The following is a 13,677-nucleotide window of genomic DNA, read 5'->3' on the forward strand; positions in this document are numbered from 1 at the left end:
TTAAGCGTGGGGCTCGGCTCCGGCCTATCCAGAGCAACCCCCGAATTCAGCTTACCGCGGGGGCGGGCCACCTTCATCCCAGGAACATACGGTCTAGCTATCTGGAGCTTGGATCATGGATGATTCTGAGATTAACAGAAGTTTGCCTACAAACACCCGTCGAAACTTGTTGTCTCTCGTAACGACATTCCTTGCGGCACAGAAAACGCACAAGAATGTTCTCTTTGGACTGACCGAAGGCAGTGGCGACGACGCGACGATTACGACTTGGGAGCGCTGGCACGACGCGCGAGAGCATGAAAACCAACTGAGTCGCCGGCAGCAACTTCTGGAAAATAAGCTGTTGCAGACGGTTGGCGGGTTTCCGCGCGTTGAACTGATTGTTCCGTCCCGTCCCGCCCCCATCTTCGCCGCGACAACGGACGAGATTGATCGATTGCTGCCAGGGTTCGAGATGGAGGAGGCCCGCAGCACCGCAAAAATGGAACTGGCGCGGATTCGAAATGCATGGGACGCAGCAGATTCCGACCTGGGTTACAGCGCGGCCTGCGCCGCGGAGAATAAAGCTAGCGGTCACGCATTGGATTTGGCTGAGGCACTTTGGCAAATACCGGCATTGTCGATTCCCGACGTATTGGCGAAATTGCATTGCCTGATTGAGATGGAAGAACCGGGTGCTAGCCTTAGGGAAACCCCTTGGCCCGAATTGCGTTCAATTCTTTTCGATCTTCTGCATTTGGCCAAGCGCTGACGGGGAGAAGAGCGGCTGGCGGCTTTCCCTTCGCGATGTCAAAATAAATCGGCGCGCGCCGCCGGCACCGGCGCGACGGGTCCAAGCGGGAAGTCTGGTCCCGATGGGATCGGTCACAACCCGTGGCAACTAGACAGAAAGCAGCGGGGATTCCGTCTCATTGGCCGTCCTTGATGAGGTTCAGTTCCATATCGGCAGCCCGGGCCAAGAATGGTGATAACTGCACGTTCGAGCCGACGGGGCTTAATTAGAGCGGCCACTATTAGTGTCCTGTTAACCAACTTGGTTTAAAAAATCTTAATCGAGAGGCCTGCCCCTCCTAATTCTTGCGAATAGTCGGTAATGTCGATCATCCACGCCCTTAGCGCAAATAGCGGTCGCCTTATCAGGATCACCTTTGGCCCGGGTTCACGCCAGCGGCCGCCGGCGCGCGTTGCGGGTCAGGCTAAGCTTGCAAGAGCCCGCATCCTAATGCTGGCCGGCGGACTGGTCGTTTGCTATGTGGCGATCGTCGCCAAGCTTATCTATTTCGACCTAGAACCTAGGACCGATACGTCCTCGATCCCGCCGGACCGCGTGAGCGCGGCACGCCCGGATATCGTTGACCGGAACGGTGAATTGCTGGCGACGGACGTCCGCACCGTATCGATGTTCGCCGAGCCTAATCGTGTGGTCGATCCGGACGAAGCGGTTGAGCAAATCGCCTCCATATTTCCGGATATCGACCGCAAATCTCTCTATAAGAAGCTTGCCGACCGCCGTTCGCACTTTGCCTGGCTGCGCCGGCAGCTGACGCCGAAGGAACAGAGCCAAATCCTCGCGCTCGGCATTCCGGCAATCGGATTTCGGCCGGAGGTCAAACGCTTCTATCCGGGTGGGCGCACCGCCGCCCATATTCTCGGCTATGTCGATATCGACAATCATGGCGTCGCCGGCATGGAGAAATACCTCGACACGCAAGGCCTGTCGGATCTCGCTTCCACAGGCCTGACGAGCCGCGACTCGCTGCAGCCAGTGCGACTTTCGATCGACCTTCGCGTTCAAAACGTGGTGCACGATGTCGTCACCAATGCACTCGACCTCTATAAGGGCAAGGCCGCCGGTGCCGTCGTTCTGGATATCCATACCGGTGAGGTGCTTGCGATGGCTTCCGCGCCCGATTTCGACCCGAACGATCCGCAGGCGACCGGTAGCGATGGCTGGCTCAATCGCATGTCGAACGGCACATTCGAAATGGGCTCGACCTTCAAGACCTTCTCGATGGCGATGGCCTTTGATGTTGGCGCGGTAAAGATGACCGACACGTTCGATGCATCCGCCCCGCTCCATTACGGCGGCTTCACCATCCATGACGATCATGACGTGCCGCGTCGCTTTCTGACGGTGCCGGAAATTTTCCGCTATTCTTCCAACATTGGCACGGCCAGGCTAATGGACCGTGTCGGCATGGAAAACCAAAAGGCCTATCTCACTCGTTTCGGCCTTTTGACCAAGCTGCAGACCGAACTGCCGGAAGTCAAAATGCCCACCCAGCCTCGTGTCTGGAAGAAGATCAACTCGATTACGATTTCCTTCGGCCATGGCGTCGCCACCACTCCACTGCAGACGGCAGTTGCAGGTGCGGCGCTTATGGATGGCGGCGAATTGATCGAGCCGACATTCCTGCCGCGCACGCGAGAAGAAGCAGAAAAGGTGGAAACGCCGATCGTCAAACCGGGCACCAGCGATATCATCCGCTCGCTCTTCAAACTCAACGGCGAGGAAGGCTCGGGCAAACCGGCCAACGTTCCCGGCTATCATGTCGGCGGCAAGACAGGCACCGCCAACAAGGTCATCCACGGCGCCTATTCCCACAAGCTGAGTTTCAACTCCTTCCTTGGCGCCTTCCCGATAGAACATCCGCAATACGTCGTGCTTGCCTTCGTGGACCAACCGCTGACCGGCGAGCACAATTTGACCTTCGCCACCAACACGGCTGCGCCTATGGTGCGCGACATCATCAAGCAGGGAGCGCCGATGCTTGGTGTCAAGCCGGACTTCGGAACGAACCTCATTGCATCCTATTGAGAGGCCGCGGCATTGGCTTGCCGCAGCCTCATCGTCAAGCATGGCATTCGACGCAGATACTATCGATCGCAGCACGCGTACTGCTCACCGGCTGGCCCGCTGATCAGCCATGCCGATGAAGGGATTGTGGCCAAGGGCGGCGAGTACGGCCCATGCCGTTGCCGCGATGTGCGGCAGGCGAAAGTACTTGAAATCACCAGGTGCGGAATTGGGTCCGACCTGGAGCCCGGTCGAAAGCTCGTCCTTCACCGTCGCATAAACGAGGCCGTCTGGTGCCACTTGCGCAGAGATCGTCGCGAGCAACGGCTCGGCTTCGGCCGTCCGGTCGGCAAGACGAAAGACGAGCGCGGCCTGGGCGGTGCCTTCGAGCCAGATGCCGTCGCGATCTTCGTTGAAGTCGAAGCCGCCCTCGACGCCATGATGGCGCCCCGTCCATTCGAGAACGCGTCCGGCCCTGGCGGCATAGGCCGGCACGGCAATGAGCGGCCATAATTCAGCGTCCAGACCCGACATGTTCGTATTTGGCGCATTGCTGCCGGGCATGCTGCCGATGAAAAAGCGCCCCTCATTGTCGTCCCACATCGCGTCCAGGAACAGGCGTGCATGCTCGCCAAGTTGCTTCCAGTCGCCCTGGGGGTCGAGGCGGGCGAGCCAGCGATCGGCGGCATAAACATCGAGATTGTGTTCTGTGGACTTCCATGTCACGCGATCGGGTGCGGGTTCGTGCCCGAAAAATCCGCCGAAATAACCGGGATTTTGCGGGTCTGCCGCAGCAGTATGGATCCATTCCATGACCTTGCCGGCAGCGTCGAGATAAGTTGGACGGCCCGTCTCTTCGTAGGCCGCAAGCAGCGCGAGCGCCGCCCAAGCGGTGCTGCCGGTCGCGCTGCCCACCTGATATCCATCCTCCTCCCAGGAGTTGGTGGTGGAATTCCAATAGCCGGGCAGCAACATGCCCTCTTTGCCGGGAACAACGGGGCCAGAGCGGTAGCCATTGCGCAGCCGACCGTCGTGATAATATCGATCCGTCTTCAGCGCAAGCACGAGCGCGTCCGCAATACGACTGGCTTCGGCCTTTCTGCCGCAGGCATAGAGGGCTATCGCCGCAACAGCGTTGTCGTAGGTGAATCCGGTGTTTTCAAGTGTGGGATGTAGCCGTGAACCGCCATTGGCGGGCTCGAAGCTTCGGAAGATGAAGGGTTGCGCCGGATCGCCACTCATGCGTGAGATCAGCCCATCGCAAAGCCTTGAGGCGAGCTGCGCCTCGCGCTCTCCGCTTGCCGCCGCGGCACCGTTGACCGAGAAAAGGATAGTCGCGACAACGGCCAAGAAGGTCCCGAACAGATCAGGCATGGCCTTCTTTGTGGCGCGGCACAAAAGATGCATTTCAGCCCCTTCTCTTCATCAAGACAAAGCGCGCGACAGGAGCATCCGCATCGATTTGGCAAGATCGCCCTTTTCGGCCACGTTGCCGGGTGCGGTTCTAAACAGCAGCCGCAAGATCGCATCGTGTTGCTCCGGTGTCGGAAATAGCAAAAACGGCGTGGCCGACGACGCGGGACTGGCGCCTGCCGAAACCCAGCCGACTTCGGGAATGAACAAGGCCTCGTCTTCAGAACCCACCGGGGCCAATCGACCAATCGCGGCGCCTTCCGTGGACAAGGCTGTTATCGTCACATCGGCAATCATTCCGCCCGCCTTGTGTTTGGCGTCGAGACTGATGTCGATGGGCTCTTCCTGGCCGAAGCGTGGCAATTCGATGCAGCAAAGCAGGCTGGTGAAAGCGATCACCATCGCAACCGCCGACCAGACGAGATTGAGGCACTCGCGCCCCGAAAATTCTACGGGCGCATCCCAGCCGTAAACCACCCGGATGACGGAGAGCGCCGACATCGCCGCGACGAAGCCGAAGAACAGCGCGGTCGGCCGGTGGACCCTGATCGCGGACCTGTCTCCACCCTTTTCCGTCACCTTGAAGGGCCGGCCGAACGGCTTGCGGATCGCCTGGAGAAGGGTGATCGTGATCGGCACGGCCGTCAGGGCGTGGGTGACCTCGGTGAAGAGCGGTAGCGTGCGCCTTTCGGAGATCCACGTCGAATAGGCCCAGAACAGGAAAAGCGAGCTGAGGCCATATTTCATGAAGAGCAACTCATCGGCCTGCAGCGCGGGTATGCCGGTCAGCCAATAGATGGAAGGCGCCAGTAAGAGGCAGAGAATGAACGGCTTGGACAGCCAGCAAAACAGTCCGTGCAAGTAATGAAGCCGCTGGGTGAGCGTGAAATTGCCGCGCCAGAGCGGTCCATCGCGTAGGAGCCCGATCTGGATGGTGCCAAGACACCAGCGGGTCCTTTGTGTGATGTATTCGGGAATGCCTTCGGCCGACAGCCCGACGCTCAGCTTCTCATTGAGCCAGCGGGTTATATAACCGCGCTCCATCAGCCGATAGGTCAGCAGCATGTCTTCGGAGAGCGCTTCATGCGGAAAGCCGCCGATTTCGTTGACCGCCGCCCGGCGGACGACGAAGCTCGTTCCCACGCAAAATGCACATCCGGCCGCATCCTTTGCCGGTTGGAACGTATCGAAGAAGACCCTTTGGTCATCGACGAAAGAGTGGCGGATACCAAGATTGTGCTGAATGGGATCGCTGTTGAAGTAAAATTGCGGTGTCTGGACGACAGCGACCTTGCCGTCGCCAAAGAGGCCAATGACGCGATTGAGGAAGTTTGCCTGAGGGGCGAAATCGGCATCGAGAATCATGATGAAATCGGAGACGTCGGCGAGCATGTTGGTGTGACGCAGTGCGTTGTTGAGGTTGCCGGCCTTGGCGTGCTTGTTATCTGGGCGGGTCAGGTAGTTGACCCCGATGCGTTCACAATATTGGCGAACCTCCGGCCGGCGCGTGTCGTCGCAGACAAAGACCCGAAGCCGGCGATAGTCCATCGCCTGAGCCGCGATGACGGATTTTTCCAGGATGTTCAGCGGTTCATTGTATGTGCAAATGAACACATCGACGGAGGGAGGGTTTATCGCCGCCGTCAGCTCCTGCTCGCTGCGGTCGGCCTGCTGAGCCCAATCCGTCCTCCGCAACAAAATCAGCACCGAGCCCATGGCATAAACGACGGACACGGCTTCGAAGAAGAAATAGATGTAGTTCCAGATCGTCTCCGCCGAAAACTCGAAGGGCGGCAGCGTGTCGAGCGCCCGCCATGAAATGTAGAGCCCGAGCGACAAAAGCATGAGTAGGCTGAAGGCTGCCCGCTCGAACACCCGCTTCGGATCGCCGAGCATTGCGAAAAGGAGCGCGCAGATGGCGATAAGAAGGTCGAAGCCAAGCACACTGGAGATGTCGTCGGTCGAACTGAAGAACATGATCCCTTCCTTAGTTACTTGGTCGCGACGACCAGCCCTGTTGCGCTGCCATGCGCCTTTGCGGTTTTCGACGGCGCATGGCGGACCATTGGGCAAGACCGGCGTCGGCTATGGCTTGCCCATTGATAAGCGAATGCTTTCCATTGCCGCATGATTGCTCGGGTCAGCTTTTCGTCGGAAGAATGCCCATCCTGTTGTTCAAGAGGTCGACGGCGTGTGCATTGGCGGGGTACGGCTGGACGGCCGGCGTCTCATCTGGGACTGAGATGTCCCGAGGGCCTTTCATGTTGCGACCGATAGTTTTCGAAGCACCGAACCGCACGGCGGATCGCTGCACAAGCCCGTTGAGCTCAGTTTCGGCAGCCGGCCACTTTGCCGTTGATGCCTGTGCAATGCCGATAATGGATGTCGACGCCTCGCGCACATATTCCTGCGTCTTGTGCAGCCACTCCTGGGGTATTGTCACATCGACCCATGTTCCGACGGAGCAGAATTGGCTGTCGCGAAACACGGCCTGATCCGGCTCGGTCAATCGGATATAGACATAGAGTTCGCGGCGCTCCGTCGGCGGGAACGGCACGGCATAATCGAGGTCGACCCTGTCTGTCGTGCGAGGAACCAGCCGTGTGATTGTCCCGTCTTCCACGTGTGTCCAGCCGTCGGCGTTGACTTGAACCTTCGAACCGACGGCAAGCGCCTGGGCTTGCCGTTCGGAGAAAATCGCCACCACGAAAGCGTCGCGGCAGTCGAGCATCTCCGCCAGCGTGTCGCCGGCAGTTACCTCACGTCCCGATGCGGCTACCGGCTTGTAGAGCTGGCTCGTCTGGGGGATGCGAAGATCGGCGCGGGCCAACCTCTCGACCCGTTCGCCCTCGGTCGCCACCAGCGAGCTCAACTCGGCCTCTTTCGAGTGCATCGTGGCGATCTGCATCTTGATCTGCAGCAGATCAGCCTTATGGGTGCGGATCTCCTGCTGAAGATTTTGCAAAGACTGCAGGTCGGCGCCCACATAGATGCCTTGGCGCGCAAAATCGACTTCCGCCTTAAGCTTGGCGACGGAGAGCCCGGCCGCCCCGAGCTTTGCATCTTCCAGGCGGACGGTGTCGGCAATCTCGTCCTTACTGCCAGCAGCTATTCCCTGAGCCATGAGCTTGAGCTTGCGCGCCGCTTCAGCCTTTGCAATGCGGGACGAATAGGTCACCATCTCCAAAGCGGCCTGCGCCGCCTTGAGATCGGCATCCGTCCTGACTAGCAGCGCTGCTTGCTGGCCCGACAGGTCGTTTTCGAGGTCCTTGACGCGTTGCGCATAGTCCGCGACGATGCCGTTTTTCTGCACCAGCTCGTCGCGCAGCGCCCCAAGCTGCACTTTGAGGCCGATCAGGGTGGAATTGTCTACCCGATCATTCTCCACGGTGATCTGGTCGCCGGAGACAAGCGACATGACCTTGCCGCTGATCGGCGTTGTTAAGGGCACAAGCGGCGCGTTGATGACAGCGCGGCTTGATGTCGAGGTGAAGAAGGGCGGAAATGCAGACGAGGCAAATACTGTTCCGATGACGCCAAGTACAGCATAGGATGCCAATCTAACAGAACCACCGTTGTTCTGACGACGTTTGCTTTGCAGAAAGGAAAACATAGCTACAGTTCCTTTGATGAAGCTGCCTATATCCTTCCTCCCGAAAGAATGCATGGATCGTTGCATGATTTGTTGTGCACCGCAATATCATTAAAATTGTGCTAACGCCATGGGCGGCAAATGCCCAAGAATTGCTCAGAAGACTTTGGAAGCGGTCGTCGGAACGAGATTAAGTATTGCCTGCTATCTGACTGTAAAGGCGGCGATCATAGTCGCCTCAGCGGGAATCCAGACAATGCACAAAAGGGAGGCATTTGCCATCACCGGCGCTGGCCGATATCTGAACCGCCCATCATTGCTTGATGGATTGCAACTATTGCGGTCCAATTTTCGCGAAAATACTACCGAATATACTACTTATGGAACCGATAATGATCTGAAAGAGGTAGATGAAAGGCCCGATCCAACGCGGATTTGTCGCCCCTATTCCACTTTCGGCTAGTCGCACTCATCCAAACGGATGATCACGACCACGAAAGTCGGCCCCTTGCCGCCTCGGCCCGATCCTGGGTGTCGGACGCACAAAGAATTCAATGGGCGAGGCGGCTTTCGCCGCCCCCCTCTGCTCGTCTCACTTGCGAGCCGTCAAGCGGTCTTCTTGCATGCGTGGCGCTGAAAATCCTGAGCACACACATAAATATGAGTATTGCACTCTTGTTTTTTCAGTCGTCGCGTGGCTATACCCGGCTGCCCCGTTTCATGCCGCCCTTGAAGCGCACAACCAGGAACTCCTCGTGACCTCTTTGAAACCCGTCCTCGCCGTCTCCGGCCTCTTCGTTGCGCTTGGTCTTGCCACGACCTTGGCAATGGCCGCGCCAACCAAGTACCCGCTGACCCTCGAAAACTGCGGAGCCCAAGTTACCTTCCAGAAGGCTCCCGAACGAGCGATCGGGCTTGGACAGAACAGCGCGGAAATCATGTTGCTCCTCGGCCTCGAAGGCAAAATGGCCGGCACTGCGTTCTGGCCGAGCAGGGTCTTGCCGCAGCTCGCCGAGGCGAACGCGAAGGTCAAGCTGCTGACGGTCGAGTTTCCGACCTTCGAGACGATCCTGGCACAAAACCCGGATTTTGTGGCCGCGGCATTGCCCAGTCTTATCGGACCGACCAGTAAGGTCGCCAAGCGCGAGGATTTCGAAAAGGTCGGGGTTCCGACATATCTCTCGCCAAGCACTTGCCTCAGCACCGAGAAGGTCAAGAACGAATATGGCAGCCGCGAAAAGGTCTGGAATATGGACCTGCTCTACAAGGAGATCGACGAGCTCTCGCAAATCTTCGACGTTGCAGATCGCGGCCAGGCGCTGATCGCCGATTTCAAGGCGCGTGAAATCAAGCTGCGGTCGAGCATCTCCAAGGATGGCAAGCCGCTTTCCTACCTCTTCTGGTTTTCAAGCCAATCACCTTCCTCCGACGCCTATGTCGGCGGCAAGAATTCCGCGTCCGGCTTTATCGCCGATCTCCTCGGGGGCAAGAACGCCATCACTGCCGAGGCCGAATGGCCAACCCTCGGCTGGGAAAGCATCATAGCCGCCAATCCGGATGTCATCGTCGTCGCAAATCTCGACCGCAATCGCTGGGAGCTGGATAAGCCGGAGTCCAAGATCAAGTTCCTGAACACGGATCCTGCGGTCAGCCAGATGCAGGCGGTCAAGAACAAGGCGATCGTCGTCATGGATGGCCAGGCCATGAACCCGACCATCCGTACAATCTATGGTGCCGAGCAGATGGCCGATCAGCTTAAGGCCCTTGGCCTTCTCAAGTGATTAAGGCTCGCCATCTCGCCCGGCAGCTGGTGGTCCTTGCGCTTGCGCTGCTGGCCGCGCTTGCTGCCATCGGTCTCGTGGTGGGGTTGAGCGTTGGGATCGGTGACTTGCCGATCCCTCTTGCAACCACGTTCTATGCGATCACCAATCGGCTCGGCTGGACGGCAGTCGAGCTCAACCGCATCCACGAGACGGTCATCTGGGATTATCGGCTCAGCCGAGCGCTGGTCGCAGCCTTCTGTGGCGCCGGTCTGGCGCTTTCGGGGGCGATCCTTCAGTCGCTGCTGCGCAACCCGCTTGCCGAGCCCTATGTCCTTGGCATCTCGGCAGGGGCCTCGACCGGTGCGGTCGCGATCGTCATTCTGGGCGCCGGCGCCGGCGCGGTCTCTCTTTCGGCTGGTGCCTTTGCCGGCGCATTTGCTGCCTTCTTCTTCGTGGCGCTTTTATCCAATGGTGCCCGCGGCGCCGACCGCACGATCCTTGCGGGCGTCGCCGCCTCCCAGCTCTTCAACGCGGCGACCTCCTATATCGTGACGACTTCAGGCAACGCGCAACAGGCGCGCGACGTCATGTTCTGGCTGCTCGGAAGTTTCGGCGGCGCGCGTTGGCCCGAGCTCGTCCTCGTCTCGCTCATTGTTGGTGCGGGCCTGGTTGCATGTCTTGCTCATGCGCGCGTGCTTGATGCATTCGCCTTTGGCGACGAAGCGGCCGCCTCGCTCGGCGTCAATGTCGCCCGGGCTCGAATTGTACTTTTTTCTCTAACGGCGATGATGACGGCCACCATCGTCAGCATGGTCGGATCCATCGGCTTCGTCGGTCTCGTCGTTCCGCATGCGACGCGGTTCATCGTTGGTCCGCTCCACATTCGCCTGCTCCCATGCTGCGCCGTCGTCGGCGCAATCTTCATGGTGCTCGCCGACATCGCGTCGCGTGCCTTGATCCCCCAACAAGTCTTGCCGATTGGCGTTGTCACGGCCCTCGTCGGCGTCCCTTTCTTTTCGATCATCCTCTACCGGTTCCAGCGCGCATCATGAGCATCAAGGCCGACAATCTCGTCTGGAAAATTGGGAGCAAGACCGTGCTCGACGGCGTTTCGTTCGAGGCGGAGCCCGGCAAGATGCTCGGCCTTCTCGGTCCGAACGGGTCGGGAAAGACGTCGCTTTTGCGCTTGCTCGCCAGACTGAAGCAACCCAATGCCGGCACGATCACTCTCGACGGCAAGAACCTTGCGAAGATCAGCCGCCGCACCGTCGCAAAACGCATCGCTTTCGTCGAACAACATGCGACGACCAACGCCAACTTTCGGGTCGTAGATGTCGTCAATCTTGGTCGCTTTCCTCATCGTTCGATGTTTTCCGGCTGGACACGAAAAGACAGCGATGCAGTCGATGACGCGCTGCAGCGCGCCGGGATGACGGCCAAGCGCAACGATCGTTGGCAGAGCCTTTCCGGTGGAGAAAAACAACGCGCGCAGATCGCTAGGGCGCTTGCCCAGACGCCCACGGAACTAATCCTCGACGAGCCGACGAACCATCTCGATATCCAGCATCAGATCAGCCTGATGCGCCTCGTCGCCTGCCTACCGATCACCAGCATCATCGCCCTGCACGATCTCAATCATGCGGCCATGTTTTGCGATCGGCTCATCGTCATGCAGAGCGGCAGAATCGTTGCCGCCGGCGCGCCAGAGGATATCCTCACCCAAGATCTCTTGCGGGAGGTGTTTTGCGTCGATGCGCGCATTGAACCTTCCCCCTATCACGCGCGCCCGCACATTCACTACCTGCGATGAACGAGGAGCCGGAGGTCACCAGACCAGCGTGAAGTCTGTGTCGCAGCGAGAACACCGTGATATCGGTTCGAGGCTATCGCCCGCCTGGCCGTTGGGGCTGCGCCGCTTCCGGGGGGTATCGGTGGTCGCAAGTGACCTTGCGTGAGCTTCGGCGATAGTGAGGTGGCGGGTCTCTAGGACAGCGCAGACAAATGAGATGCGGATAGGGTTGCGACGGACGCCACGTCTTGAGCCGATAGGTGTCCGCCCGCTCTGGTTGTTGATGCTCATCGAGCAAAAGACGGTTTGGGCCGCTTTCCCCACGTTTTGCGCAGTCACGGCCCCGAACTGAAAACGCTGTCGACCATCGACCACGGCTCGATTGTGACACGGCAAGCAAGCGGTGCTTTGTTGTCTCTGCGACATGTTTTGCCAGTGCAATACAGGATGGGATTGGCTATCCAATCTTTCCAGATGAGTTGGAGAGCGAAATGGGCATCCTTCGTGTTCTTGGCAGAGTATCCTCGATCAATGTCCGTAAGGTTCTTTGGACCTGTGAGGAACTCGGCATCGACTATGTACAGGAGGATTGGGGGGCGGAATTTGCCTCAACGAGGACGCCAGAATTCCTGACGTTCAATCCAAATGGGCTGGTTCCTGTTATCGAGAGCGACGATGGCATCCTTTGGGAATCAAACACGATCTGTCGCTATTTGGCGTCCAAGTACGATCGCAGCGATCTTCTGCCTTCCAATCCATGGAGCCGAGCGTTGGTTGAACGATGGATGGATTGGCAGGCAACGGAACTGAACGGTGCATGGCGTGGCGCGTTCCTGGGTCTGGTGCGAAGAATGTCCGCTTATGCCGATCCCTTAGTCATTGCAGCAAGCGCAAGGGATTGGAACGGCAAAATGGAAATATTGGAAAAGCAAATCATATTGGCGGGTCCGTTTGTCGCGGGCAAGACGTTTACCCTTGCAGACATCGTTCTTGGCTTGTCAGTTAACCGATGGCTTAGCACGCCGATCGAGCGGTCCAATCTGCCGGCGATAGTTGACTATTTTGAGAGGCTGAGCACGCGGCCGGCATTTAAACGCGGTGCGTATGACGCGATGCCTTAGGACACTTAATTCCGGGAAGAAGCCCGGCAAACCTCGACCAACCACATCATGAACAATCGGGAGAAGGAAATGAGTATCGACCGCTTGGCGGCATTTTCTATTGCAGGGGCTGGCGGTAACCCGGCCGGCGTCATGTTGTGTGAGGTCTTGCCGCCAGCCGACGAAATGCAGCGGATAGCGCATGAAGTCGGTTATTCCGAAACGGTTTTTGCCGAACCGAACCAAGATGGTTGGCGGGTTCGCTACTTCGCTCCGGCAATGGAAGTTCCCTTTTGCGGTCACGCAACCATTGCGTTGGGTGCTGTGCTTGCCCGTAGTAAAGGCGACGGGATCTTCGTACTCCAGCTCAATGAGGGTTCGGTCACCGTGGAAGGAAAGGCCGGAGCGTCCTTGAGCGCCACCCTTCAATCGCCTCCTACTCGAAGCATGTCATGTCCGCGCGACCTTCTCGGTGCGGCGCTAGAACTTTTTTCGCTGGCGCACGGCGACCTCGACCAAGGGCTTCCACCTGCAATCGTCGAGGCGGGCGCACGCCATCTGGTGCTTGGCCTGAAACGGCGGGAGCGTCTCTCCACGATGGAATACGAATTCGATGCCGGAGCGGCTCTTATGCGTGCTCACGGGTTTGCGACGATAGCGCTTGTGCAAGCGGAGACGCATATTCGTTTTCATGCCCGCAATGCCTTTGCCGCGGGAGGTGTTAAAGAAGATCCGGCAACTGGAGCAGCCGCGGCGGCGCTCGGCGGCTATCTTCGTGATATCGGCTGGAAACACGCAGGCCGCATCGAGATCATCCAGGGCGAGGATATGGGACAGCCGTGTCGTCTCGTCGTCGAGATCCCCGCACAAACGGGAAGCAGTGTCCGCCTCTCGGGTGAGGCCCGCCTACTGTGAACGATGGATGAGACGGCCAAGCGCCAGATCTGGCCGGCGTCGAACACGACTTGCACAAAGGCCTCAACAATCGGGCGGAAAATTCTGACCAGCCGACCCGATGACGAGACAAGACCATGACGTGCTTCAAGTCAGCGCGGCAGCCTCAACGCTTCGTCTCAAATCACGATCCGATTGCCAACCTCTTTCACATCCCTCGACACGACATAAGGACCCACCACTTGGGTTCCTTTGAAGTGCGTGGGATGGCGTCGCCTTGAAAGGGACCGGACCGCCAATCATGATGGAAACATTGCCGGCCCGCGATC

10 protein-coding genes and 1 pseudogene are annotated in these 13,677 nt (G+C 58.7%); 8 read left to right on the top strand and 3 right to left on the bottom strand.

Translation table 11 applies throughout. The features are described from left to right. Window positions 1-115 precede the first annotated feature (115 nt). The gene (locus tag PY650_RS30300; protein WP_285883519.1) at window positions 116-751 is read left to right on the top strand and encodes a hypothetical protein; all 636 of its coding nucleotides are present in this window, start codon (window positions 116-118) and stop codon (window positions 749-751) included. Between the two features lie 342 nt (window positions 752-1,093). Next, on the top strand, window positions 1,094-2,818 hold the full coding sequence (locus tag PY650_RS30305; RefSeq protein ID WP_285883520.1) for a peptidoglycan D,D-transpeptidase FtsI family protein: 1,725 nt from the start codon (window positions 1,094-1,096) through the stop codon (window positions 2,816-2,818). An 84-nt stretch (window positions 2,819-2,902) separates the two neighbouring features. Here PY650_RS30305 and PY650_RS30310 read toward each other — a convergent pair whose 3' ends face one another. The 3 genes from PY650_RS30310 to PY650_RS30320 form a co-directional block, all read right to left on the bottom strand. Beyond that, window positions 2,903-4,204 carry a hypothetical protein gene (locus tag PY650_RS30310; RefSeq protein WP_285883521.1) on the bottom strand — a complete coding sequence of 434 codons (1,302 nt, stop codon included), beginning with the start codon at window positions 4,202-4,204 and terminating at the stop codon, window positions 2,903-2,905. Window positions 4,205-4,222: 18 nt separating this feature from the next. Continuing rightward, on the bottom strand, window positions 4,223-6,187 hold the full coding sequence (locus PY650_RS30315; RefSeq protein WP_285883522.1) for a glycosyltransferase family 2 protein: 1,965 nt from the start codon (window positions 6,185-6,187) through the stop codon (window positions 4,223-4,225). 163 nt (window positions 6,188-6,350) lie between these two features. Further along, window positions 6,351-7,823 carry an HlyD family secretion protein gene (locus tag PY650_RS30320; protein WP_285883523.1) on the bottom strand — a complete coding sequence of 491 codons (1,473 nt, stop codon included), beginning with the start codon at window positions 7,821-7,823 and terminating at the stop codon, window positions 6,351-6,353. Between the two features lie 734 nt (window positions 7,824-8,557). Here PY650_RS30320 and PY650_RS30325 point away from each other — a divergent pair. The 6 genes and pseudogenes from PY650_RS30325 to PY650_RS30350 form a co-directional block, all read left to right on the top strand. Continuing rightward, complete coding sequence (locus tag PY650_RS30325; protein ID WP_285883524.1) at window positions 8,558-9,583, top strand: ABC transporter substrate-binding protein; 1,026 nt, start codon at window positions 8,558-8,560, stop codon at window positions 9,581-9,583. Beyond that, complete coding sequence (locus PY650_RS30330; protein WP_432761600.1) at window positions 9,580-10,617, top strand: FecCD family ABC transporter permease; 1,038 nt, start codon at window positions 9,580-9,582, stop codon at window positions 10,615-10,617. The genes PY650_RS30325 and PY650_RS30330 overlap by 4 nt, the downstream gene beginning before the upstream one ends. Then, window positions 10,614-11,375 (top strand): ABC transporter ATP-binding protein, encoded by a 762-nt coding sequence (locus PY650_RS30335; protein WP_285883525.1) that lies wholly within the window; start codon window positions 10,614-10,616, stop codon window positions 11,373-11,375. Before PY650_RS30330 ends, PY650_RS30335 begins: the two co-directional genes overlap by 4 nt. 470 nt (window positions 11,376-11,845) lie before the next feature. Next, entirely contained in the window at window positions 11,846-12,475 is a 630-nt protein-coding gene (locus PY650_RS30340; protein ID WP_285883526.1) for a glutathione S-transferase family protein, read from the top strand. A 69-nt stretch (window positions 12,476-12,544) separates the two neighbouring features. After that, window positions 12,545-13,369 (top strand): PhzF family phenazine biosynthesis protein, encoded by an 825-nt coding sequence (locus tag PY650_RS30345; RefSeq protein WP_285883527.1) that lies wholly within the window; start codon window positions 12,545-12,547, stop codon window positions 13,367-13,369. A 38-nt stretch (window positions 13,370-13,407) separates the two neighbouring features. After that, window positions 13,408-13,629, top strand: a pseudogene (locus tag PY650_RS30350) (IS6 family transposase); the annotation flags it as partial. Window positions 13,630-13,677 lie beyond the last annotated feature (48 nt).

Origin of the sequence: Martinezella calliandrae (genome assembly GCF_030272695.1) — a bacterium.
Lineage (GTDB): Bacteria > Pseudomonadota > Alphaproteobacteria > Rhizobiales > Rhizobiaceae > Rhizobium > Rhizobium calliandrae.